Source organism: Streptomyces sp. NPDC001292 (assembly GCF_042896465.1).
Taxonomy (GTDB): Bacteria; Actinomycetota; Actinomycetes; order Streptomycetales; family Streptomycetaceae; genus Streptomyces.
This window is the reverse complement of the sequence record NZ_JBIAXG010000034.1, coordinates 1-22,758: the sequence shown is the minus strand read 5'-3', so window position 1 is coordinate 22,758 and position 22,758 is coordinate 1. Positions and strand designations below refer to the sequence as shown.

At 69.1% G+C, this 22,758-nt stretch carries 22 protein-coding genes and 1 pseudogene; 13 read left to right on the top strand and 10 right to left on the bottom strand.

The annotated features are described in order from the left end of the window. Positions 1–5: 5 nt before the first annotated feature. Together ACFY4A_RS29685 and ACFY4A_RS29680 are read right to left on the bottom strand one after the other, a co-directional pair. On the bottom strand, positions 6–815 hold the full coding sequence (locus ACFY4A_RS29685; RefSeq protein WP_390832419.1) for a hypothetical protein: 810 nt from the start codon (positions 813–815) through the stop codon (positions 6–8). Continuing rightward, positions 812–1,981 carry a DNRLRE domain-containing protein gene (locus ACFY4A_RS29680; RefSeq protein ID WP_390832418.1) on the bottom strand — a complete coding sequence of 390 codons (1,170 nt, stop codon included), beginning with the start codon at positions 1,979–1,981 and terminating at the stop codon, positions 812–814. Before ACFY4A_RS29680 ends, ACFY4A_RS29685 begins: the two co-directional genes overlap by 4 nt. A 28-nt stretch (positions 1,982–2,009) precedes the next feature. Between ACFY4A_RS29680 and ACFY4A_RS29675 the strand changes: the two genes are divergently transcribed. The 9 genes from ACFY4A_RS29675 to ACFY4A_RS29635 all read left to right on the top strand — a co-directional run bounded on the left by ACFY4A_RS29675 (position 2,010) and on the right by ACFY4A_RS29635 (position 10,662). After that, a complete protein-coding gene (locus ACFY4A_RS29675; RefSeq protein WP_390832417.1) occupies positions 2,010–2,141 on the top strand; it encodes a hypothetical protein in 132 nt (43 codons plus the stop codon). Between the two features lie 448 nt (positions 2,142–2,589). After that, entirely contained in the window at positions 2,590–3,123 is a 534-nt protein-coding gene (locus ACFY4A_RS29670) for a hypothetical protein (protein WP_390832416.1), read from the top strand. 10 nt (positions 3,124–3,133) lie between these two features. Further along, positions 3,134–4,144, top strand: a complete 1,011-nt coding sequence (locus ACFY4A_RS29665; protein ID WP_390832415.1) for a hypothetical protein — start codon at positions 3,134–3,136, stop codon at positions 4,142–4,144. 21 nt (positions 4,145–4,165) lie between these two features. After that, entirely contained in the window at positions 4,166–5,500 is a 1,335-nt protein-coding gene (locus ACFY4A_RS29660) for a Dyp-type peroxidase (RefSeq protein ID WP_390832414.1), read from the top strand. Between the two features lie 59 nt (positions 5,501–5,559). Next, the gene (locus ACFY4A_RS29655) at positions 5,560–6,483 is read left to right on the top strand and encodes a bile acid:sodium symporter family protein (protein WP_390832413.1); all 924 of its coding nucleotides are present in this window, start codon (positions 5,560–5,562) and stop codon (positions 6,481–6,483) included. A 153-nt stretch (positions 6,484–6,636) separates the two neighbouring features. Beyond that, positions 6,637–7,041 carry a type I phosphomannose isomerase catalytic subunit gene (locus ACFY4A_RS29650; RefSeq protein WP_390832412.1) on the top strand — a complete coding sequence of 135 codons (405 nt, stop codon included), beginning with the start codon at positions 6,637–6,639 and terminating at the stop codon, positions 7,039–7,041. After that, positions 7,041–7,532, top strand: coding sequence for a hypothetical protein (locus ACFY4A_RS29645; RefSeq protein ID WP_390832411.1), 492 nt, complete (start codon positions 7,041–7,043; stop codon positions 7,530–7,532). The genes ACFY4A_RS29650 and ACFY4A_RS29645 overlap by 1 nt, the downstream gene beginning before the upstream one ends. 191 nt (positions 7,533–7,723) lie before the next feature. Next, on the top strand, positions 7,724–10,177 hold the full coding sequence (locus tag ACFY4A_RS29640) for a GH92 family glycosyl hydrolase (RefSeq protein WP_390832410.1): 2,454 nt from the start codon (positions 7,724–7,726) through the stop codon (positions 10,175–10,177). A 197-nt stretch (positions 10,178–10,374) separates the two neighbouring features. Next, entirely contained in the window at positions 10,375–10,662 is a 288-nt protein-coding gene (locus ACFY4A_RS29635; RefSeq protein ID WP_390832409.1) for a hypothetical protein, read from the top strand. Between the two features lie 26 nt (positions 10,663–10,688). On the opposite strand, the gene ACFY4A_RS29630 is transcribed toward ACFY4A_RS29635, so the two are convergent. The 5 genes from ACFY4A_RS29630 to ACFY4A_RS29610 form a co-directional block, all read right to left on the bottom strand. Further along, positions 10,689–11,216: a GNAT family N-acetyltransferase gene (locus ACFY4A_RS29630; RefSeq protein ID WP_390832408.1), complete on the bottom strand. Its 528-nt coding sequence runs from the start codon at positions 11,214–11,216 to the stop codon at positions 10,689–10,691. 883 nt (positions 11,217–12,099) lie between these two features. Then, the gene (locus tag ACFY4A_RS29625) at positions 12,100–12,882 is read right to left on the bottom strand and encodes an amidase family protein (RefSeq protein ID WP_390832407.1); all 783 of its coding nucleotides are present in this window, start codon (positions 12,880–12,882) and stop codon (positions 12,100–12,102) included. Continuing rightward, positions 12,879–13,097, bottom strand: a complete 219-nt coding sequence (locus ACFY4A_RS29620) for an amidase family protein (RefSeq protein WP_390832406.1) — start codon at positions 13,095–13,097, stop codon at positions 12,879–12,881. Before ACFY4A_RS29620 ends, ACFY4A_RS29625 begins: the two co-directional genes overlap by 4 nt. 435 nt (positions 13,098–13,532) lie before the next feature. Next, positions 13,533–14,735, bottom strand: a complete 1,203-nt coding sequence (locus ACFY4A_RS29615) for a S8 family peptidase (RefSeq protein ID WP_390832405.1) — start codon at positions 14,733–14,735, stop codon at positions 13,533–13,535. Positions 14,736–15,851: 1,116 nt separating this feature from the next. Beyond that, positions 15,852–17,033 (bottom strand): M14 family zinc carboxypeptidase, encoded by a 1,182-nt coding sequence (locus ACFY4A_RS29610; protein ID WP_390832404.1) that lies wholly within the window; start codon positions 17,031–17,033, stop codon positions 15,852–15,854. Positions 17,034–17,370: 337 nt separating this feature from the next. Here ACFY4A_RS29610 and ACFY4A_RS29605 point away from each other — a divergent pair, with 337 nt between their 5' ends. Continuing rightward, a complete protein-coding gene (locus ACFY4A_RS29605) occupies positions 17,371–18,426 on the top strand; it encodes a M14 family zinc carboxypeptidase (RefSeq protein ID WP_390832403.1) in 1,056 nt (351 codons plus the stop codon). A 265-nt stretch (positions 18,427–18,691) separates the two neighbouring features. On the opposite strand, the gene ACFY4A_RS29600 is transcribed toward ACFY4A_RS29605, so the two are convergent. After that, on the bottom strand, positions 18,692–19,045 hold the full coding sequence (locus ACFY4A_RS29600; protein ID WP_390832479.1) for an alkaline phosphatase PhoX: 354 nt from the start codon (positions 19,043–19,045) through the stop codon (positions 18,692–18,694). A 65-nt stretch (positions 19,046–19,110) separates the two neighbouring features. Between ACFY4A_RS29600 and ACFY4A_RS29595 the strand changes: the two genes are divergently transcribed. Continuing rightward, positions 19,111–19,350 (top strand): hypothetical protein, encoded by a 240-nt coding sequence (locus tag ACFY4A_RS29595; protein WP_390832482.1) that lies wholly within the window; start codon positions 19,111–19,113, stop codon positions 19,348–19,350. Positions 19,351–19,674: 324 nt separating this feature from the next. Here ACFY4A_RS29595 and ACFY4A_RS29590 read toward each other — a convergent pair whose 3' ends face one another. Both ACFY4A_RS29590 and ACFY4A_RS29585 read right to left on the bottom strand, forming a co-directional pair. Beyond that, positions 19,675–19,851: a hypothetical protein gene (locus tag ACFY4A_RS29590; RefSeq protein ID WP_390832402.1), complete on the bottom strand. Its 177-nt coding sequence runs from the start codon at positions 19,849–19,851 to the stop codon at positions 19,675–19,677. Between the two features lie 116 nt (positions 19,852–19,967). Next, positions 19,968–20,516 (bottom strand): MFS transporter, encoded by a 549-nt coding sequence (locus ACFY4A_RS29585; protein WP_390832401.1) that lies wholly within the window; start codon positions 20,514–20,516, stop codon positions 19,968–19,970. 194 nt (positions 20,517–20,710) lie between these two features. Here ACFY4A_RS29585 and ACFY4A_RS29580 point away from each other — a divergent pair, with 194 nt between their 5' ends. Beyond that, positions 20,711–21,928: a PP2C family protein-serine/threonine phosphatase gene (locus ACFY4A_RS29580; RefSeq protein WP_390832400.1), complete on the top strand. Its 1,218-nt coding sequence runs from the start codon at positions 20,711–20,713 to the stop codon at positions 21,926–21,928. A 431-nt stretch (positions 21,929–22,359) separates the two neighbouring features. Next, positions 22,360–22,669 (top strand): annotated as a pseudogene (locus tag ACFY4A_RS29575) (LD-carboxypeptidase); the annotation flags it as partial. Positions 22,670–22,758: the final 89 nt, after the last annotated feature.

The window sequence follows — 22,758 nt, the reverse complement described above, 5'->3', positions numbered from 1 at the left end:
TTGGGCTACAGGGTTCGTAGTCGTCGTCCGGGTCGGTCGGGTCCGGGTGACGTGTCCACAACAGTTAAGAGAGCGTAAAGCCTGTTGAGTAGAGTGATTTCTGGACATACGTGGAGCCAGAGCCCGGACTCATCGATCCGGTACGTAAGGCTCCGGGTGTCGGAGCCGTCGGGCGTCAGCGTGAACGTCCCGGTCACCTGTGCGCCGCCGGCCCACGCGTCCACCGGGTAGGCCGCGGAGGTGACGGCCGGGGCGCCGGGCGCAGTGGTGCCGACGGTGAAGCGGTAATGCGAGGTCGCCCCGCCCGTTCCGTTGCTGTCGATGCCGCGCACGTGCAGGTACCAGGTGCCCTCGGTGCGGGTCGTCGTGTATGAGGTGCCGGTCGTCTCGGCCATGCTGTCGGGCACGGTGTCGGAGCTGTTGTCGACGACGATGCTGTACCCGGCGGAGGCGCCGGAGGGCGCGGTCCAGGTCGCGCTGAAGGAGCCGCTCTTGTACGCGTCCGTTTGGTCCGGGTGCGTGGACGAGCTGATCACCGGGCTCGCCGGCAGCGTCATGTCGACCCGGAACGGCAGATGCGCGGCGGTGGACGACCAGTTGCCCGCCTGGTCCTTGGCCCGCACGTGCAGGTACCAGGTGCCGTCCGCGTCAACGGTGGTGGTGAACTTCGTCGACGTCTGCACAGTGCCGGTGGTGGCCGGCAGGGTGTCCGCGACGCGGTCCACGGTGACCACGTAACCCGCGACGCCGGACAGGTCGGCGGGCGCCGACCAGCTGAAGGACGCGGTGCGGTTGGCGTACGCGCTGGTGGTCACGGGGTGCGTGGAGGAGACCAGGCCGCCGGGCGCGCCCGGGGCGGTCGTGTCGACGTTGAAGCCGCGGTGTGGGCCGGGGACCACAGCCCCGCCTTGTCCTTGGCGGCCGCGTGCACCCACCAAGTGCCGTCGGTGCGCCCGGACCAGTTCACGTCGGTCGTCGTCTGCGTGACGGTGGTTCCGGCAGCGGTCGTCGGGCTCTGGTCGAGCTTGACGGCGTATCCGGTCACGCCGGAGGCGTCCGTCGCGGCGAGCGTGCCCGTGAAGGTGGTGGCGTTGTACCAGGCCGACGCGGAGGGATGGCTGGTGGAGGTGATGGCCGGGGCCGACGGGGCGGCGGTGTCGACGATGAACGTCTGCCACGCCGACCAGGCCCCGGTGTCGATGCCGTCGGACGCCCTGGCCCGCCACTTGTAGTCGCCCGGCGCCAGGGCAGCGGCCGTGTGGGTCGCCACCGCCCCGGAGGCCACGGAGGCGGACGTGCCGGACTGCAGGGCCGCGGTGCCGTTCGCCGCCCAGACCTCGAAGGCCAACGTGAGCTGCTGGGCGTCGGCGTCGGTGGCCTTGGCGGACATGGTGGGCGTGGTGTGCGAGGTGTAGGTGCCGGACAGCGGGGAGACGGCCGTCGCGGTATCGGGCTTGGAGTTGTAGGTGACCGTCAGGGAGGGCTCGTAGGTGGCGTTGTGCGAGCCGTCCGTCTGGTTCGCCGAGTAGTAGCGGCGCCAGGTCAGCGGGTCCGTCTCGTCGACGGCCGCGATCCGCACACCGTGGTTCGGCTGGCCGTCGGCCCACGCCTGGACGATTCCGTCGATGTCCCAGGAGACGTGCCCGGCCAGGCAGTTGGAGTTGTAGCCCTTGGCCGCGGTGGACGTCACGGCGCCGGTCGAGGTGGTCGTCGGCTGCTCGGCCCAGGAGATGGCCGACGGGTCCCAGGCCGGGGTGATACGGCGTACCTGGTTGCCGGAGTTGGCGGTGCTGCACGTGGACGAGCAGTACGAGTACAGGCGCAGGTCGGTGTCGAGGACGTGCTTGCCTGCGTACTTCGCCACGTCGAACTTCAGGTAGGAGCGGGCCTTCTGGGTGCCGTTGTAGGTACCGGACTTCAGCTCGGTCGAGCCGCGCTGCGAGGTGAGGTAGTCGTCGTACTGGATCCAGGTGTCGGTCACCGGGCCGAGCAGGGAGTCGGTCGGGTCGATGGTGACCGGGTACTCCAGCTCGGTCGGCGAGGAACTCCTCGTCGGGCTCCAGGACCAGGACCTGGTCGCCGGTGTCCGCGTCCCGCTCGATCGTGACGTCGATGGCCGTGAGGTCCTCGGGCTCACCTGATGCGCGCTCCTCGCCCGAGCCCCACATCACCGGAAGCGGCGCGGTGGCCACGGTACGGCCGCCGCTGTCGCTCCAGCGCAGCCGTTCGTCGGCGGTCTCGTGCAGGGTGAGGCCGTCGGCCGAGATGGGCAACCGGTAGCTGCTGCGGCAGCCCTCCCTCACCGGTCAGCTGCAGCCCCCTCCGACCGGGCCCGGTCCACGAGCATCGCGATCAACTGCTCGTCCGACACCGCCCCCGCGGCCGGCTCCTGCAGGACTCGTCTCGACAACGGACTCACTCATCTGGCGTCTCTCCTTGATCAGCAGATCCGCCGTTGATTAGACGCTCCCCCGCGCCGGAGGTGCGTGCTCATGCGGTCAGTCGCTGGGCGAAGCAGCCGGTCAGGTGAGACGATGAACAGGCACATGAGGGACGGTCCGAAGACTCCAGGCAGAGGGAGGACCGGACATGGAGATCAAGCCTCAGGCCGTTGTCATCCCCAAAGAAACCGATCATCTGGAGCAGGGGAAATACGGCCCGATTTTCCCGAGGACTCCTGCGTGTTACGGGTTCACCATCGTCGCGCGGGTCAAGCCGGGCCATGCCGATGCCATGCGGGAGTACGGCTACGCGCTGGCGAAGGCACTGGAGCAGGATCCCTGTCTGCTGGCGCCGCTCAAGCTGCACTACCTGCGGTGGGTGCTGTTCGACGACGACACGCGTTTCATGTACCAGGGGATCTTCGACACCGACTTCGACAAGTACACCGAGGACGCGATCGCTCTGTTCTCGAAGGCCGGGGTGAGCACGGCGTTCGAGCACCTCGAAGGATTTCCCGAGGACTGGCGGACCAACCCGGAAGCGTTCGTCAGGTTTGTGCGCGAACACCACTGTCCGAGCTTCATCGAGTACGGAGAGTATCCGTATGTGACGGCGGACGAGATCAAAAAGGCTCTGCGTGTCAAGAGCGCGCTGTCGGAGATGCTCGACCAGATGCAGTGAGGCGACCGAGATGAGCGAGGCAAAGACCGCGCGGACGTACAACCAGAGGCACATTCCACGGCCGTACACCCCGGGCGGGCGGCGCGTGAGTGTCTACGTCTCGTGGAGCTATCCGGCCGAGGCCGGCCGGAACGCGGCCGAGCTGGACAACCGCTTCTCCACCATGACCGAGGTGCGGCGGGTGGCGTGGCCGGCCTACGAGGACCCGAAGTGGTCCGACCCGTACCGGTTCCAGCAGGGCATCGCAGGGTCGCTGGAGTTGTTCTTCTGGGCATGGGTGCCGTTCCAGGACTTCGTCGAGGAGGTCACCGGGCATCCCGTCCCCGTGTATCAGCGCATCGACCAGGCCGGTTTCCACACCCCGCTGGATGAGCGGGTACTCGGCGACACCGACATTCTGTTCGTGTTCGGACTGGACCACATGGTCACGGGGCAGGAGGCCCAGTCGGGGGAGATCGAGGCGCTGCGGGCCTTCCTGACCCGGGAGGACGCCTGCCTGGTTCTGGGGCCCCACCATGACGTCGGTGCGTCGGACGATCTATCGGTGCGTGACATGGAGTACCGGCACCACGGCGATCCCCTCGTACCTCGCCAGCAGCGGTTCGCCACGTACGTCAGGGACCTGATGAAGGGGCTGGGCGTGCCGGTGATGAACCGGTACGGGCTGCGCCCTGCCACCGGGGAGGACAACCGGATCGCCCCCCTGTCCACCGTCAGGGACCTGGACGAGAAGGGCTGGCTGCAAGGGGTGACGAACTTCAACTTCCACATGCATCTGCCGCACTACGCCGTGACGACGGATGAGCCGAAGGCCATCCACGTTCTGGCGCGGCAGCCGATCGACATGTCCCGGCCGCACCCGTTCACCGAGGAAGGCAACACCGAGTTCAACATGTTCCTGTGGATGCCTCCGGGCGGTGATCGGGCAGGCGACATCCTCCTCGCCGACTCGACGATCTTCAGCACGCTCTTCGGCGCCGACGAGAGCCTGCGGAATTTCTGGCGGAACCTCGTGTCCTGACCATGCCCGAGGAGGCCGGCAGTGAGTGCGCCCACCGAAGTGGAACTGGAGCTCGACGACATCCAGCGAGGGGTCCTCAGTCCCCGGCCGACGCCCTACGCGGCGACGTATACGGTCTTCCGGATCGACGACCGGGCGCGCGGGCGGGAGCTGATGCGAAGGCTGAGCGGGGCAGTGACCTCTGTCGCCGACCCGGTCAACTCGCTCGGGGAGACCTGGGTGAGTGTCGCCGTCACGTGCGCCGGGCTGGAGGCGCTCGGTGTGCCACGTTCGTCGCTGGACACCTTCGCGTGGGAGTTCCGTCAGGGGATGGCCGACCGCGCCAAGGCGCTGAGCGATGTCGGGGAGAGCAGCCCAGGGAACTGGGAACCACCGCTTGGCACCCGCGACGTCCATGTGGTGATCACGGCGGTCGCGCCCGCCCCCCTGCTCCTGGAGGCGGCTGTGGACCGTGCCCGGCCCGCCTACGAACGCCTGTCCGGTGTCACGGCCATCTGGCGGCAGGACTGCTATGCCCTGCCCACCGAGGCGGAGCACTTCGGCTATCGCGACGGTGTCAGTCACCCAGCCGTCGAAGGCAGTGGCATTCCGGGATCCAACCGGCTGGAAGTGCCCCTCAAGGCCGGCGAGTTCGTCCTCGGCTACCCGGACGAGATCGGCGGCGTCCAGACACCGCAGCCGACCGTGCTGGGACGCAACGGCAGTTACGCGGTCTTCCGCAAGCTCCACCAGAAAGTCGCCGAGTTCAGACGCTACCTGCGGGACAACTCCACCGGCCCTCAGGACGAAGAGCTGATCGCGGCGAAGATCATGGGCCGCTGGCGCAGTGGAGCCCCGCTGGCCCTTGCCCCGCAGTGCGACGACCCCGAACTCGGCGCGGATCCGTATCGCCGCAACACCTTCCTGTACGAGCGGGACGATCCAGCGGGCTTCACCACTCCAGGTGGCTGCCACATCCGCCGGGCCAACCCGCGCGATGCCTCGGTGGCCGGAGAAGTACGGCTTCACCGTATGATCCGTCGCGGCGCGGTCTACGGTCCGCCGCTGCCCGAAGGGGCCCTGGAGGACGACGGAGTGGACCGTGGCCTGATGTTCGCGTTCATCGGCGCACACCTGGGGCGGCAGTTCGAGTTCGTCCAGTCGGAATGGATGAACGACGGCGTCTTCTTCGGAGCCGGCAACACGAGGGATCCCGTTGCCGGCTCCGCCGAGCAGGAAGCCGGCTACACCATCCCCCGCCGACCACTGCGGCGACGCCTCGCCCCCCTGCCCCGGTTCGTCGTCACCCGCGGCGGCGAGTACTGCTTCCTGCCGAGCCTCACCGCCTTGCGCTGGCTCGGCGACCTTCAGGACTGACAGGGAGACGCGCGCTGCCGAAGTCCCGAGGACACGGACCCTTCCCAAGGGAAAACCCGATGGACACCCTGCACCTCGTGCTCAACGCCGTCACCGTCATCTTCATCGCGGCCACGATGTTCACTGCCGGCCTGGGAGCCACGACTCCGGCACTGCGGGCTGTCTTCAGCGACATCCCGCTGCTGTTGCTGGCGCTGATCACCAACATGGCGGTCGTTCCGCTGCTCGGCTGGGGCATCGCGGCGCTGTTCGGCCTGCCCTCCTCGGCGTTCATCGCGCTCGTCCTGGTCGCATCGTCCCCGGGCGGCCCCTTCGGGGCGAAACTCGCCATGGTGCAAAAGGGCAACGTCGTCGCGGGCGCGGCCATGCAGGTCCTGCTCGCCTCCATCGGCAGCCTGACCTTCGCCCCCACCGCCAACGCGATCCTCGGTGCCGCACACGTGGGCGCCAACGTCTCGCTCGACGTCGGGGCACTGGTGCGGACCGTGGCCCTCCTACAACTCGTTCCGTTCGCCATCGGACTGCTCATGCGCCGCTACGCCACGCCCACCGCACAGTCGTGGCTCCCCAAGGCGGCCGCCGTTTCCAACGTCACGTTCCTGGTCGTTCTCGCGGGCATGCTGCTCGGTAACTGGCGCGACGTCGTCGCGCTCTTCGGCTCCCTCGCCCTCCTCGCCGGATTCCTGCTGGCGGCCCTGTCCTTCGCCACCGGAACGCTGCTGGCAACCGGATCGACAGCGCGGCGCACCACCATGGGCGGCGTCGCCTCCGTACGCAACGCCGGCCCCGCCCTCGCCGCGATCGGCCTCGCCTTCGCCGACCAACCCGCCGTCCTGGGCGCACTCGCCGCAGTCCTGCTCAGCGGCCTGGCGGCTGCCCTTCCGATCGCCACGATCCTCAGTGGCTGGCGAAGTGCCTCAACGCCGCCGAGTCAATCCACCGGCGAAGCGATCACGCGAGGACAGACCCCATCAGCTCCGTGAAGCCGGCCTGGGCGCCCTGGCCGACCTGGGGTTCGTCGGGCGGGACGGCGACCCGGACAACCCGACTCAGCCGCTGACGCGACGCGGCAGACGATCAACCGGCAGATCAACCAGACGACCAGCGCGAGCACCCCTGCCGGAAGCGTCGTACGGATGGACTGCCTTGTCGGCACCCGGGCCGGCGCCCAGGGGATACCGCTCGACGCTCCGCATCGCACGTACCGCGACGACCAGCACAAGCCCGAGATGATCGTCGCCCTGACCCGGTTCCGGGCGCTGTGCGGCTTCCGCTCTCCGGAACAGTGCGCCGACCTCCTGGAGCTCCTCGATGTTCCCGACCCGAGGCCATATGCCGCGGTGCTTCACGCCCGCCCTGGCGAAGCCGCCCTCCGACAGGCCTTCACCGCGTTCCTGACACCGCCGACCGGTCTCCTCGCCGCCGTCACCGAGGCCGTCCGGCGCGCGTCCGCGGGCGGTGGGCCTTACGGGGCGGACCTCGCCGCGTACGCGGCCATCACTCACGCCCACCCGGACGATCCCGGCCTGCTGCCTGCCTGATGCCGAATCATGTGGAGCTGGAACCCGGGCAGGCGCTGTTCCTCGGTGCGGGCATCGCGCACGCCTATCTGTCCGGGCTCGGCGTGGAGGTCATGGCGAGTTCCGACAACGTCCTGCGCTGCGGGCTGACGCCGAAGCACGTGGATGCGGCCGAACTGCTGGAGATCGTCCAATTCAACGCGCTCCCGGTTCGAGCCCCCGCCGCGCGGTGGGACGCGGCGCCCGGGGAGCACCTGTACCCGGCTCGTGTCGACGACTTCAGACTCTCGCGGTTCCACCTCGTACGAACGGACGCGCCGCGCGCGCTCACCGCCGACGCGCCCCAGATCGTGCTGTGTGTCCGGGGTGACGCGACCGTCGCCTCGGAAAAGCGCTCGGTGGGGCTCGGTCCCGGCCGCGCTGTGTACGCTCCCGCAGGCGAAGGGCTCCGGCTCAGCGGAGAGGGGATGGTGTTCCGCGCCACGGCCGGACTCGCACACGCAACCCCTTGAGGACCCGGCCCGCACCCGCTGGGTCGTCACACCTCGACATGCCGCGATTCACGACGAATTCACCCGACGTAGCATCGAGGGCCTCGTCGTGCCTGCGCGTCCTGTCTATCTTCGTGATCGTTCCGGGAACGTGTACTCCACAAGGGACGCCCGGAATTGGCCAAGTACGCACGAAAGGAAAGTGCTTCATCATGAAGAAGTTCCGGAGACGACGGGGCCACCGTCCGGCCACCGCCGTCGGCGTCGCCGTGATCTCGGCCGGGCTGCTCCTCCCGCTCCTGGGAAGTCCCGCAGCAATCGCCGACTCCACCGCGGCGGCCCCGGTTCCTCACCCCGTTCAGTACGTGGACCCGCTCATCGGCACCAGCAACGGCGGCAACACCTACCCCGGCGCCAATGTGCCGTTCGGGATGATCGCCTGGTCGCCCACCAGCACCGCGGGCGACCAGACCAACACCGCCGCCGCCAACGGGTACTCCTACAACACCACCCGCCTGCGGGGCTTCTCCCTCACTCACGTCAACGGCGCGGGGTGTCACCCCGGAGCAGCCGGTGACGTGCCCATCATGCCGTTCGCCGGCAGCGTGGACTCCTCACCCACAGCCGACACCAAGGACGCGAAGTACGCGGCGAACTTCTCGCACGCCAACGAGACGGCCGAGCCGGGCCGTTACCGGGTGGGCCTCGACTCGGGTGTCACCACCGACCTGGCGGTCAGCGAGCGCGCCGGCGTGGCCGACTTCACCTTTCCCGCGGACAAGCCCGCCAGCCTGCTGTTCCGGGTCTCCAACTCCCTGAACGGCAGCGAGGACGCCCACGTCGACATCGACACCGCGAACAACAAGGTCACCGGCTGGGTGGAGACCGGCGCTTTCTGCGGCAGGCGCGCCAACGGCGGCACCCCCAACAACAATCGCAAGAGCTACTACCGCCTGTACTTCACCGCCGCCTTCGACCGCGGCTTCTCCGGCGTGGGGACCTGGCACGACGACCAGCTCTCCCCCGGGTCCACCAGCGCCGACGGTGGCGAGGGCTACCTGACCGGCGCCGACCGGGCAGGCCGGGGCTCCGGCGGTTACGTCTCCTTCGACACGGCGAATGACAACGATGTCCGCATGCGTATCGGCATCTCGTACGTCTCCCTGGCCGGTGCGGAGGCGAACCTGCGCGGTGAGATCGCCCCGACCGCGGGAGTCGAGGACGTGGCGAAGGCCGGGAAGGGTGCCTGGGACCGTGCACTGAAGTCCGTGAAGATCAGCGGGGGCGACGAGGATCGCCGTACCGCCTTCTACACCGCCCTTTACCACGCCCTGCAGCAGCCCAACCTGATCAGCGACCGCGACGGCACCTATGTGGGCATGGACCGCAAGGTCCAAGCCCTCGCCCGCGGCCAGAAGGCGCAGTACAGCAACTTCTCCGGCTGGGACCAGTACCGGGCCCAGGTGCAGCTCCTCGCCCTGCTCGAACCGCGCGTCGCGGGCGACTTCGCCCAGTCGCTGTACAACTTCGCGCAGCAGAACGACGGGATCTGGGACCGCTGGGTGCACATCAGCGGCGCCACCCACGTGATGACCGGCGACCCCTCGGCGGCCACCCTGGCGACGTTCTACGCGATGGGCGTGCGCAACTTCGACGTCCGGGGCGCCTTCGACTCCCTGTACCGCCAGGCCACCGTGCCGCACCCGTCCGGACTGTCTGACGCCGGCTGCCCGGGCCAGTGCGAGGGCAATCGTCCCAACCTCGCCCAGTACATGAAGTCCGGATACGCCGCCCAGGATCAGTGTCACTGCTGGGGCGGCGCCGCCGAGACGCTCGAGGACTCCGTCGCCGACGCGGCTCTCGCACAGTGGGCCCAGCAGCTGGGCCGTGACGAGGAGTACCGGACGCTGAGCGAACGCGGCGGTTACTGGCGGAACGTGTTCAACCCCGCGGCCACCCCGACCGCCGGCTACATCCAGGCCCGCAACGCCGACGGTTCCTGGGTGACCCCGTTCAACCCCGCTTCCAGTCTGGGCTTCGCCCAGGGCAGCGCCGCCACCTATGTGTGGATGGTGCCGCAGGACATCCAGGGACTCGCCACCGCCATGGGCGGACGCGACAAGGCAGCGGCCCGCCTGGACGACTTCTTCCACAAGCCCGACGGCTCCTGGTCCGTGCGGGGCGGCGACGCGCTGCGCTACGACCCCACCAACGAGCCGGGCATCCACGCTCCGTGGATGTACAACGCGCTCGGCAAGCCGTGGAAGACCCAGGAGACCGTCCGCCAGATCATCGACACCGTGTACGGGACCGGCCCGGCCGGCCTCCCCGGCAACGACGACCTCGGCACCATGTCGGCGTGGTACGTCTTCGCAGCGCTCGGTATCTACCCGAAGGCGCCGGGCTCGGCCGACCTGCTGCTGGGCGCTCCGGTCTTCCCGCACGCCGTCATCGCGGGCGCCGGCGACCGGGAGGAGATCACGATCGACGCTCCCAGGACATCCCACACCAACCTGTACGTGGACTCGGTGAGCCTCGACGACAGGAAGCACGAGTCCTCCTGGGTGGACGGCTCGTTCGTGCGCCGAGGCGGCTCCCTGTCGTTCGAGCTGAGCGACCGCGCCGACACCGGCTGGGCGACCGACCCGGGCACCCTGCCTCACTGACCCACTGATTCCATCCGGTGAGTTGACGGCCGCACATCTATCGATCGGAGGCCCAAGCATCGGTCGACGTCACGATCACACTGTGGCGTCGACCGATACGGGCTCAGGCGGGAGCGTCAGCAGCAGTCGGATCCGGAGGAAAAGAGTTTTTACGGCTCCGCACGTCCCAAGCAGGCGAGGAAACGGCTCTCAGGGACGTGCAGGACATCAAGCTCCTGCTCGACATGGACGCGATCGTCTCGCTCCTGCCGCCCGAGGCCCGGGACTCTCTGTTCCGGCGCCAGCCAAGATCCCGCAGTTTTGGCCAGGTGGGCTACTCCGACGGCGAGTTCGAGCGGCCGCTGTCCGCGGCCCGAGCCGACGTTGCCCAGATCCGCGACCGGACCAGGGCCCGAGAAAAACTCCTACGCCGGCACGGCGACGGGTGCGGTGACGGGAAAGCGGCCGTGCCCTCGGCGGGCAGCGGAGCCGCCCTGGGACGCTGACCTGCACTTTCTTCCGCTCAGCCGGATCACAGCACATCCCCGTCACGCCAGTCGAAGACCAGCTCGCCATCCGCCTCGACCGCGGACCACACGTACACGGCCCCCTCCTCCTCCCTCAGCCGCACCAACCCCTCGGGACCGAGCGCGCAGATCCGCCCGCCCCACAACCGCCAGCCGCGGGTCTCGTACAGCCGGGCTCCGTCGTCGGTCGCGGACAGCGCCCCGAACGCGTACGCACGCGCGATGACCCTCTCCAGCACGGCTATCACCCGACCGCCGATCCCGGCCCGCCGCACATCCCGCCGGACCGCCACCCCCTCGACATACCCGACCCGCACCCACCGCCCCCGATACCGCACCCGCCGCATCACCACGGCCCCGTGCCCGGCGAGCCCGCGCTCGTCGTGCGCGAGCACGTGCAGGCCTCCCAGGGTGTGGTCCCAGTCGTCATCACTGAAGTCGCCGTCGAAGGCGTCGTCCAACAGCCCGCGTATGGAACGGAGTTCGGCGGGGGTGAGATCGGCGGTGTGGGTGGTGCGGAGTGTGAGGGCCATCGGACCAGTATTCGCGACCGGTCCCGGCACAACGCCGCCCCGTTTCGGAGGGGTGTCCAGAGGGTTGCTCCCTCCCGGCGCCGCTGAAAGTCCGTCAACCGGCATAAGGGCCGGACATGGCCACAGCCACCACGTCCACCACCGCGGCCAGACGGCCGGACCGGAGCCCGCCGGCACCGACGAGGCGACCCTGACCGCCGTCCGGCTCGACCCGGAACCGATCCTGCGCGACGAGTGCAACGCCAGCGAGCACGACACCGAGCCCGACGACGCCCTGATCAACTCCGTCAAGGCCGTCGGCGTCCAGGACCCCCCATCATCGTCCGCCTCCGCCCGGACGGCACGTACGGCTCGTTCAAGGGCTGGCGGCGCACCCAGATCGCGCAGATCGCCAATGCCACCGCCGAGGCGGAAGACCACGAAAGGCGGCAGATCAAGGCGTACGTCCACGCCGACCTGGTCGGCCGGGACGCATGGACGCGGTTTTTGTCCCTGTCGGAAGGGACGACAAGGGCAGCTACCGGCTGTCCGAGGTCGAGGAGCAGGCCGTCGCCACGCACCGGGGCGAGGACGCCGATGGCGCCTCCGCGCCTGAGCCGCCCCCGGCCAGGCCTCACGCGCACGACGGCCGGGCACTGCGGTGCCCGGCGCCCAACCGCACTCGATCAAGACCCGGTTGGAGTCCGTCACGCCCACGTCCGGCCCTGCCGATCCTGCACAGCCGATCCAGGGAGACGCCCGGCACCCGCAAGGACGGCCCTTCGCCCCGTGTATGACGTCTGCGGATCCGGCGGCAGGCTGCAGGCGGCCCATGCGGCCACCATCCGCACGGGGCGCCTACAGACTGCGGCTGCCGAACGACACGCCGATCGAGTGTCTCTGCTCAGACGGCCGATCGGCTCCGGAGCGCTTGCTCCAGCCAGGCGCCCGCTGTCAGCAGCCGCTCGTCGTCGTCGGGACGTGCCACCAGTTGAACGCCCAGCGGCAGCCCGTCCGACGTGGCCAGACCCGGCACCGTCACCGCGGGCAACCCCATCGCCTGCCACGGCCGGCTGAAGACCGGTGAGCCGGTGGAGGCCAGACCGTACGGGGCCGGACCCGGCGCGGCGGGGGCAAGTATCGCCTCCACGCCGTCGAGGCACTCCCACAGCTCCCGCCGGGCAGCCGCCGCCCGGTCCAACGCGGCCAGGTAGTCGACCCGGCCCACCCGGTCACCGGTGATGAGCAGTTCCAGGAGTTGCGGGCTCAGCAACTTCGGCCGGGTGCGCTCAGCGGACAGCGACCGCGCCGCCTCGTAGGCCATCACCGTGGCGTGCGCCTCCGCGACGTCCGGCAGTGACGGCAGTCCGGACGGTGCCTCGACGATCCGGGCGCCGGCCTCGGCCGCCGTTCGTGCCGCCTGGTCGAGCGCCCGGTCCATCGCAGGGTCGGTCGGGCCGAGTCCGGTGTTCCGCCAGACCACCAGGGCGGGCGGACCGTCCGGTGCGGCGGGGCGCCGTGCCGGTGCGAGGAGCGCTGCCCGCAGCAGCGCCATGTCCCGGGTGCCGCGGGCCAGCAGGCCCAGCGTGTCCAGGGTGTGGCTCAGCCCCTTGATGCCGGTGAGCGGGAAGGTGCCTGGTGTCGCGGTGTACCCGGCGACGCCGCAATAGGAGGCCGGACGGATCACGAGCCGGCCGTCTGGGTGCCGAGCGCCGCGGGGACCATCGCACCGGCGACCGCCGCCGCCGATCCGCTGGAGGAGCCGCCCGGGGTGTGCTCGGGCCGGCGGGGGTTCGCCGTCTTCCCGGGGGAGAAGTACGCGAACTCCGTGGTGACCGTCTTGCCCAGCACGATCGCCCCGGCTCTGCGCAGCCGCCGGACCACCCACGCGTGTCTCGGCACTGCCGAGGACCGGTCCCGAACGGGCGGGGCGCCATTGACCGCCACGGGGCCGCCGTCACTCCCCAACGGCTGGTGGTCCGGTGCTGCTGCTCTTGAAGCCATCAGGCCGTGGCAGTCGCGGCCGGGCCGTCACCCAGCGTTCGACCGGGGCGAACGTACAACTGGCCGTGACCTCCTGCGAGATGCCAGGCCCATTGGGACGAGGGCAAGGAGGGAAGAGACGATGCACCGCATGGTGAAACCACTCACCATCGCCACGACGGCCAGCCTCATCGTCGTCATCACAGCGACCGTGGCCGGGGCCACCAGCGGTGGCTGATGGCGCGAGGGCGTGCTCCGTAGGACACCCCCAGCGCCGACAGGAGGCACCTGGCGCGACCGGGGTGCCGGTGTGCACCCCGGCGTCCCGGCCGCGCGCACAGGGCGTGCGGACCGTCAGAGCAGCGAGTACAGCAGTTTGTTCGGCGATCCGGTGCGGGGGTTCTGTACCTTGCCGCTGGTCGCCCCGTTCACCAGGGCGTCCCGCACCTGCTGCGGTGTCGCTGTCGGGTGGGTCGCCAGATACAGGGCCGTGACCCCCACGGTATGCGGAGTCGCCATCGACGTACCGCTGATGGTGTTGGTCGCGGTGTCGCTCGTGCTCCACGACGAGGTGATGCTCACGCCCGGGGCGAAGAGATCCAGGCAGGTGCCGTAGTTGGACCAGGAAGCCCGGGTGTCGGTGCTGTCGGTCGCGCCGACCGTGATGGCCTCGGGGACCCGGGCCGGCGAGGTGGTGCAGGCGTCCTGCGGCATGCCGAGGAAGTTGCCGTTGCCCGCGGCGATCGAGTACGTCACGCCCGAGGCGATGGACCTCTTCACCGCGTTGTCGAGCGTGGTGTCCGCGCCGCCGCCCAGGCTCATGTTCGCCACGGCGGGCTTCACGGCGTGCGCCGTGACCCAGTCGACGCCCGCTACGACACCAGCGGTCGTGCCGGAGCCGTTGCAGTCGAGCACCCGCACGGCGACCAGTGAGATGCCCTTGGCGACCCCGTAGGTCTTTCCGCCGACCGTGCCCGCGACATGGGTGCCGTGGCCGTTGCAGTCCTGCCCGTTCTGGCCGCCGCCGACGGTGTCCGCCCCGACACTGGCGCGCCCGCCGAACTCGCTGTGCGAGGTGCGGATTCCGGTGTCGATGATGTACGCGGTGACGTTCGACGCGGTCGTGTTGTACGTGTACGTCGTGTTCAGCGGCAGGTCGCGCTGGTCGATCCGGTCGAGACCCCAGGTCGCGTTCTGCTGGGTGTCGGTGATCCGGAGAGTCTGGTTCTGCTGGACGTACGCGACCTTCGGATCCCGGGCGAGCGAAGCGGCCTCGGAGCGCGACAGCTTCGCCGAGAAGCCCTTCAGGGCGCTGCGGTAGACGTGCCCGAGGGTGCCGTGGTGGTCCCGTGTGAGGGAACGGGCCGTGTCGGCGGGCTGGTTCGTGGCGCCTTCCTTCAGGACGACGATCCAGCTGTCGGAGATCGCAGTGGACTGCGGGGCGAGTCGCAGATCGGCGTGGGGGGAGCTGTGGGCCGGGGTGCCGCCCAGCTGGAACCCGACCACGAGCAATGCGGCGGGTAGGAGGGCGCCTAGACGGCGGAGGGTGGCGCGCATATGCGGTGCACCTGACCTTTCACTGTCCGGATCGCGGGCAATTGCGGGGTTGTGCGGTGCGCGTGGGCACTCATGCGGCGCCCGTCCTATTCATGGCATGTTCAAGTCAATGTCAAACATGCGTGAAGGAACCTGCTGTATCAGGAGAGTTGGGGCCGGTCCGCTCGCGCAGGCCGAGGACAAGGGGCGCCCATTTTCGCGAGATGCAGAGCGTCGGGGCAGTGCAGATGCGCGCTGCGTGCGGCAGCGACGGTGAGCGGGCCGATGCAGAATCCCTCGTCGGCCGGCTGCGGGCGGAGCACGCCGTCCAGGCGCACGTCCTCGTCCAAGGCCTTCCGCGAACGCGGTGGCATGCACTGCCTGGCCTGCGACGGCGACCTCCCTTTCACGCTGTGTGATGTCTAGTCGCACAACGGGTCAGGAGGTCGCCGGTGTCGAGTATTGCCGCTGGAGCCGCTCGCCGGGAGGCGCTTTGCGAACTGCCGTCCTTTCGGATGGAGTTGTAGGCGGCGATGCCGCGCCGTGCCGATGCGTTGTTCGAGTTGACAGACGGTGCGCCACGAAGCGCTGATGTTCCGGATGGGGGTGAAAGACCGCCCATCGTTCCGCCGTCGTAGCGGCGGGACGAAGCTGGAGGGAGTCTGCCCCGGGGATCGCCGGGGAGGACGGAAGCAACCTCGACAAAGTTGCGACGGTCCAGAACTACCGGATGGGCAGGGCGCGGTGAGCAAGACGGGAAGGTATTTACACCTCTTGACAGCTCGCCAGCTCTAACGCGGTGGATTTGGGCCGGTTCGCGGTGCGCACCCATTCTCTTCCGAGGGTGGGGAACTTCTGATTGGGTCTCGTCTGTCTGAATCAGGAGGCCACGTCGAATTGCCTACGACAGTAGACGTGGCGATACCGCAGGGGTAGAGCCGGGTGCCTAACCCGTCGACCGGACAGCAGTGAACGACCGACGCGGCGCTCGCCGCGGCGCAGGCGGGTCCGCGGTCCGGCAGGCGTGAAGCGGCACCTCCCGGCAGGGCGGCGGTCCCCCTGGCTCCGGACCGAAGCGTCGGTGCGAAGCCAGGGGAGAGCCGGACCGCCGGGAGGTGCCGCGGGCCGTCCGCTCCGTCAGACGCCGGGGCCGTCGGAAGGCAGCGTGACGCGCTCCGGGATGGCGTCGTAGACGCCCGTGTCGAGGGAGTTCACCGAGCCGTCCGCGACGGCGTCGACCAGGCCGCCGAGCCCGGTCTCAACCATCTTGGCCAGCATGCCGTTGCGCTTCATGCCGTCGTACTGGGTCTGCGAGGACGTCTCGAAGAGAATCGCCGCAGAGCCGCGCAGCTGGTACGAACCGAGCGCGGTGCCCGGCAGGTTGGTGGACTGGGGGTAGAGGGTCAGGTCGCCGTAGGAGGACTTGCCCCGCTCCTGGAGCGCCTGGTAGACGGCGACGTTGGCCCGCTTGGAGGCGTCCATGTCGAACTTGGGCCAGTTGCCGAACTCGGCCGGGTCGTCGATGAACTTGGCCGAGATGGACAGCGGCGACATGCTCTCCATGTCAGCGGTGGCGTAGCAGGACCACTGGTTGTGCAGGTCGACGAAGTAGTCGACGGTGCCGAACTCCTGCTCCAGCGAACGGTAGACATCGCGGGAGGTCTGCGCCTCGGGGGTGATGTACCAGCCGGTGTCGGCGCTGTTGCCCGGGAAGTCCTCGGCGGCGGGAACGTAGTCCAGGTTCGGGTGGAAGTCACGGTTGATGTCGAAACCGCCGACCCGGGAGTTGTAGTTCCACGACGGGGACGCACCCGCCAGCTGCGGGAAGTCGGCGACGACCTCGTCCCAGGTCATGTCGTTCTGCCGCTGGTCGAGCTCGCCTCCGTCGACGTTCAGCCGGGGGATGACCACCACGGTGACGTTCTCCCGCAGCTTCTTGGCCGCCGGGCTGTCGGAGCCCCACTGCTTGAGCAGCTCCAGGGCCGCCTCGGTGCCGTGCATCTCATTGCCGTGGATCTGCGTCTGCACGTACACGACCTTGTCGCCCTCGCCGACACGCGCGGTGTGGATGGCGCGGCCCTGGTTGGAGTACCCGGCCACCTCCACGTCGACGGTGCCGCCGGTGCTGGTCTCCAGCTGCTGGAGAGCGGTGGTCAGTTGCGCGTAGTCGACGAAGCCTTCGTTGCCGGATCCGGAGGCCTCGGTGCCGCAGTGGGACACCGGCGGGATCGCGCCGTCGGCGGCGTTGGCGGCGACGGTGGAGAGGCCGGCGATCAGGGCCGTGCTCGCCAGTGTGGCGACCCAACTTCGAGCGGACATTCACTGCTCCTCAGGCGTCGTAAGGCACTTCCGAGGGGGGGCGTGCGCCACTCTAGGCGGCCGAGAGACATCTGTGAACGGGGCCTTACTCCTGTCGCATACGTGCCCGGCCCGGCGGGCGGCCGTCCTGCCTGCAACTGCCATACACTTCGCGATATTTTCTCGCCAAATGCTCTCATCTGCAGTAACGCCGATTGAACGCAAGGGCATTGACGGGTGGCACGAGTGATCATGGCCCCTTACGCTGGCCCGCGGATCGGACAGGCTTGTGGACCTTTCACGGTGCTCATAGGCCCGCCCGCCGACAGGCGCTGCTCGCGACACCAGGGAGAAACACATGCGTAGGTCCAGTGCTTTCACCAGATCCGCCCGTACTACCACCGCCGCCCTCACCAGCGCACTCCTGCTGACCGGCGCCCTGTTCACCGGCACCGCCGCTGCGGTCGGGGAAGGCCCCAACTACCAGGGCAACGAGACGATCAACACCTCGATCCTGTCCACCTACGACGACGTGGTCGGCTTCCTGAAGGACCAGGACGCCAAGCAGGACGCCATGGAGCTCGAGGTGATCGGGCAGACCGTCAAGGGCCGCGACATCCACCTGGTCAAGTACGTCAGCGACCCGGACAACCCGACGATCCTGTACCTGGCGCAGCAGCACGGCAACGAGCAGCTGACCACCGAGGCCATGCTGCACACCATCAAGTCCCTCGGCTCGCCGTCCAAGGCCTCGCTGCTCAAAAACGTGAACATCCTCTTCATCCCGATGTTCAACGCCGACGGCGCAATGGGCGACGTGAACTTCCCCCTCGACGGCTACCTCGCCAAAGGCGAACGCCACCTGACCCGCTACAACGCCAACGAGGTCGACCTCAACCGCGACCACGTGGCCAAGGCGCAGCCCGAGACGCAGGCCCTGCACAAGAACGTGCTGCGCGCCTACGACGTGGACTACGCGATCGACCTGCACCACCAGGGCACCCAGTCCCGCGTGAACGGGGATCTGGTGTCCGGTTCGATCCTGTACCCGACGACCCCGGACGTCTCGCCCGAACTGGTCGAGAAGTCCAAGCGGCTCGGCTCCGTGGTGTACCACAACGTCGACCGAACCGGCTGGGGCCACATCGGCCGGTACGACGGGGGCTCGGCCAACACCATCGGCCGTAACGGCATGGCGGCCGAGTACGGCATCGCCACGCTGCTGTTCGAGATGCGCGGGATGAGCGACCACGAGTACGCACCGTATGTACTCGGCCAGAAGTCCAACGGCTACCTGATCAGGCAGTCGGTGCTCACCATGGAGGCCACTATCCAGGCGGTCGCCGACGGCTCGATCGACCGGGCGGACACCTCCTTCTGGAACACTCTTCCCCAGCAGTGCAGCACCTGCTGACGACGGCACCACCGCGGTGAGCCCCCGGGTCACCGCCCCTCGGAGGGCGGTGACCCGGGGGCTCCGCTGCCTGGCAGGCTCTCTACGGGGGAGCGGTGTCCCACCAGGCGTCACGGTTGATGACCTGCCGGTCCACCACACGCGGCCGGCCCGTCGCAGCTCACGGTATCAGCGCAGCGAGTAACTCCCACTCCCGGTCGGTGAGTTCATGGCGGCCTGTCACAGCAACCATGATCCACCATTCGATGATCTTTGAAGCCGGACCCTACTGGGCCCGGTTGAGGGCGATCTGCAGTGCCTTGATGGTGGCAGGACCGAAGCCGCCGTCCACGGTCAGTCCGGCGCCGGTCATCTTGTTGACATGCCCCGCCATGCTCAGGCCGTGGCGGCGTTGTGCCTCGGACGGCACCCACGTCGGGTCCTCGGTGCCGAAGACGGCGTCGGCGTTCTCCTCACAGGTCAGGTACGTCCCCCAGGGGGTCATGCCGCCATGGCTGTTGCCCAGCGTCCCAAGTGGCGCGGCCCCGGTGCGCAACAGCGGGTGATCCACGGGCACCGGCCCGGAGAAGGCCACTGGAGTGGCGCCGGTGACACGGAAGTTGCGCGCCGAGTCAACGATCCGCCAGCCGCCGTCCGGCGGACCCCCACCACCGTGACTCCCTGAGCGGCGAGTGCCTTGGCCGCTTGCTCGGAAGTCGCCGCGGCGCCCCCGTCGGTGTGCAGCAGTGCCGGGTCGGCGGACTCGTGCCCGATGACCAGCAGACCGTGGCCCTCCCCCTCGGGACGGAAGGCGAGGCCACTGTGCCCGCCACGGGCGCCGCGCCCTTCCGCCGGCCGTCGGCGGGCCTGGCGCTGCGCAGGCCGAAGGCGGAGGCCGTCGCCCCCAGCACCATGGCCACCGGGACGATGAGCGCGGTGCGGTAGGCGTCCAGCACATGCCCGGTGAGCCATTGGCGTCGGCCGCGGCGATCCCGTACACCGCGGTCGCAGCAGAGATCCCGACCGCCGAGCCGAACTGGGTGAACGTGTACAGGAGCCCGCGGCCAGGCCCTGCTCCTCCTTGGCCACGCTGTCGGTCGCCGCGATGGTGAGCGAACCGTAGGCGAGGGCGAAGGCGGTGCCCGTGATGATCACGGCTCGGGAACATCGCCGCGTATGACCAGTCCCTCTCGACGGGCAGGAAGAGCCCGTAGGCCACGATCGCCAGCAGGAAGCCGTCGAAGATCACCCGGCTGGTGCCGTAGCGGTTCACCAGGCGCGGGGTGGGGTGGGCGCCAGCACGGCGTCGCAGCCCATGACGATCAGTGCGATCGCGGCCTGCAGGGAGGACCAGCCGCGCGGCTCCTGCAGGTAGAGCGTGACGATGAACTGGAAGCCGAAGAACGCGCCCAGAAAGAGCAGCGTGCCGAGGTCGGCCCGCACCATCGCGGCCTTGCGGAAGATTCCCAGCCGGACGAGCGGCGCTTCGGCGCCGTTCGATCACCATGAACGCCACCAGCGTCAGCCCGGCGGCGAGCGCGCCGAGGGTCAGCCCCAGCCCTTCACCGCGCTGCTCGAGCCGAACGGTGCCGTAGGCGAACAGCAGCATCGCGGCGGCGGCGCTGGCCGCGCCGACCAGGTCGTAGCCGGGCCACGACCAGCATCCAGCCGTCGATCGCGAAGCCGCCCAGCATCGAGAAGACCAGGAAGACGCCCAGCCAGGTGAGGAGCATCCGCCGCCTGCCCAGCAGACCGGCGCTGCGGCCGCCGAGCAGGGTGAAACCGGCGTAGCCGAGCACGTAGCCGCTCAGCGCCGACGCCGCGGTGCCGGTGGTCAGGCCGAGGTCCGCGCGCATGGTGGGAACGGCAACGGCCAGCATGGCGACGTCGCTGCCCTCGAGGAAGACCGTGCCGCACAGCAGCAGGGCCCGGCCTCGTCCGCTCTTACGGGCCGCGGGATGGTGGACACGGATGCGCTCCTCACTCGTTGAGCCGCTTGGACACCTCCGGGTCATGAGCAGCGGACGCTGTCCGTCGCGCAAGCCGCGCGAGCCCAGCCACGTCGCCCGTGCCCGCACGTCGAACCATCCGTCCCGGGGCACGATCGCCATGGCCGCGACCGTACCGAGCAGCCGGCAACCGAGGCCACACCCTGTGTCTGTCCCCGCAGGGTCGCGTGGGCGGCCAGCGCAGAGGTTGAAGAGCGAGAGAGCGCCAGAAGTCTCAGCCGTCTGGGAACGGTCACCCGGGGCCGTGAGTGGTGCCTGCACCTGCGGTGGTGCCCGGGAGGGTGTAAGGAGAAAATATGCGCCTGCGGCAGCGGTTTTCACACCGCCCTCGTTCACGGCAGGCCGGTGACGCTCTGCTGGCGCTGCCGCTGGGTCTGATCGTGGCGATCGTGCTGGTCGACGTGCTGGCCCCACATGGCTTGCCGCTGGGCCCATCGCTACTGATCGTGGCGCCCGCACTCACAGCGTCCTTCGCCTCCACCCTCGTCACCGGGGCGATTGCTGCCCTGACTGTGGTGGGCATGCTCGTCATCGGTCTTCAAAGCGGCCACCTGCTGGGCGGCACGATGTCTTTCGGCTCGCAGTTCATCGCCCTGCTGGTGGTATCGGTGATCGTCACCGTCTTCCGATATCTGCGCGAGCGGCACGCCCGTGAGCTGGCGTTGGTGCGGATGGTGTCGGAGGCCACGCAGCGGGTGGTGCTGCGGCCGCTGCCGCGGCGGATCGGTCCGCTGCGGGTGGGATCGGTGTATATGGCAGCGCAGGAGGAGTCCTTGATCGGCGGCGACTTGTACGCGGCCGTCCGCACTCCCACGAGTACCCGACTGATCATCGGCGATGTGATGGGCAAGGGCCTGACCGCTATCAGCGACGCCGCCCTGCTGCTGGGAGCCTTCCGGGAAGGCGCGCACCGCCAGGCCACCCTGCCCGACCTCGCGTCCTACCTGGACCACAGCGTGTACTGGAACGTGACCGACTCCACCGAGGCGGGGACGGCCGGGGAGTCTTTCATCACCGCCGCCATCCTCGACATCCCCGACGTGCTGCCGCAGGTGAACATGGTCACCTGCGGGCATCCGCCCCCCGTGCTGCTGCACGGCCGGAATGTCTCCACACTGCACGCCGCCTGCCCCGCGCCGCCGCTGGGACTGGGCGCACTGGCCGGCCACCGCTACCGCGTCGACACCTTCGCGCTCGAACCCGGAGACACGCTGCTGCTGCACACCGACGGGGTGACCGAGGCACGGGATGCCCGGGGCGCCTTCTACCCACTGGCCGAACGCGCCGGCTCCTGGGGCCACCACAGCCCCTCCGCGCTGGTCCATCACCTGCGCACCGACTTGCTCGCCCACGCCGGCGGACACCTGGCCGACGACGCGGCCATGGTTGCCGTCCAACGCAGCCGTCGGCCAGTGTCCACCGAGGCAGCCGACCGCCCACCTGCTCGGCCCGCCATTGAAGGCGACCAGGCACCCGACTCGGAGACCATGTCCGATCCCGGCATCACACGTTGAGCGGTTCGATGCGGATCAGTCGGCTTGCCGCTTCGGCGGACTGGACGCTGGTCAGATCCGCAGTACCCATACGGCTGCGGCCAGGCTCACTACCACGATCGGCAGAATCACCGCCTCGGCACGGCTCATCCAGCGATCTATCCCGCACCGCATGCACGAGGAACCGATCCGTGAACGGAGTCGCACCTTTGGTGCAGCATTGGCTACGGAGAGTTCCTAGCAATCACTACCGAAAGCACGTTGAGGGCGGCGCCGAACGACGGGTGCTCGAGGACGACGTACACGGTGCCGCAGCCAACTTGGACAGAATCCCCAGCCAGCCCGGGATTTTTTTCTGGTCTTGTGGTAGAGCTTCGTGCCCCCGGCGGCCCCCGCTTCTGCGGCCGGGCGCCGCAGCCACCCGTTGAGCGCAGCCTTCGCTTCAAGCCGAGCCCATCGTCGAGGGCCGAACCTGGGCGGCAACCTCGAGATCCTCTCCTGGCTGCTGATGGCCGACCGCGAGATCGAACGCGACCTCACCGCGTACCAGGGCGGCGTGCTGATCCTGGAAACCTCCGAGGAGATGCCGAACGGGAGGAAGTCTTGCGGATCCTGCGCAACATGGGTGAGCGGGGCCTGCTGGCCCGCTTCCCTGCCCTGCTGAGGGGCTGGGCCAAGGCATGGTCCTTCCAGCAGCCAAATAGCCCTGAGGCCAGGCGGCGTTACGCCGCCGAGCAGCGCGAGGCGGTGCTGCGCGCGCTAGGAGCGTGTCTCAGTAACCGGCAACCCGCCTGCGGTTCGTGATCATTCATGCAGGATGATGTTGGTATGGGTGGTGGCGATGGGTTGTT

Coding starts and splice junctions, on each gene's coding strand:
- ACFY4A_RS29675 (WP_390832417.1), top strand. CDS start 2,010: ATGGTGACCGGGTACTCCAGCTCGGTCGGCGAGGAACTCCTCGTCGGG.
- ACFY4A_RS29670 (WP_390832416.1), top strand. CDS start 2,590: ATGGAGATCAAGCCTCAGGCCGTTGTCATCCCCAAAGAAACCGATCAT.
- ACFY4A_RS29665 (WP_390832415.1), top strand. CDS start 3,134: ATGAGCGAGGCAAAGACCGCGCGGACGTACAACCAGAGGCACATTCCA.
- ACFY4A_RS29655 (WP_390832413.1), top strand. CDS start 5,560: ATGGACACCCTGCACCTCGTGCTCAACGCCGTCACCGTCATCTTCATC.
- ACFY4A_RS29650 (WP_390832412.1), top strand. CDS start 6,637: ATGGACTGCCTTGTCGGCACCCGGGCCGGCGCCCAGGGGATACCGCTC.
- ACFY4A_RS29645 (WP_390832411.1), top strand. CDS start 7,041: ATGCCGAATCATGTGGAGCTGGAACCCGGGCAGGCGCTGTTCCTCGGT.
- ACFY4A_RS29640 (WP_390832410.1), top strand. CDS start 7,724: ATGAAGAAGTTCCGGAGACGACGGGGCCACCGTCCGGCCACCGCCGTC.
- ACFY4A_RS29630 (WP_390832408.1), bottom strand. CDS start 11,216: ATGGCCCTCACACTCCGCACCACCCACACCGCCGATCTCACCCCCGCC.
- ACFY4A_RS29615 (WP_390832405.1), bottom strand. CDS start 14,735: ATGCGCGCCACCCTCCGCCGTCTAGGCGCCCTCCTACCCGCCGCATTG.
- ACFY4A_RS29610 (WP_390832404.1), bottom strand. CDS start 17,033: ATGTCCGCTCGAAGTTGGGTCGCCACACTGGCGAGCACGGCCCTGATC.
- ACFY4A_RS29605 (WP_390832403.1), top strand. CDS start 17,371: ATGCGTAGGTCCAGTGCTTTCACCAGATCCGCCCGTACTACCACCGCC.
- ACFY4A_RS29590 (WP_390832402.1), bottom strand. CDS start 19,851: ATGGTGCGGGCCGACCTCGGCACGCTGCTCTTTCTGGGCGCGTTCTTC.
- ACFY4A_RS29585 (WP_390832401.1), bottom strand. CDS start 20,516: ATGGCGATCGTGCCCCGGGACGGATGGTTCGACGTGCGGGCACGGGCG.
- ACFY4A_RS29580 (WP_390832400.1), top strand. CDS start 20,711: ATGCGCCTGCGGCAGCGGTTTTCACACCGCCCTCGTTCACGGCAGGCC.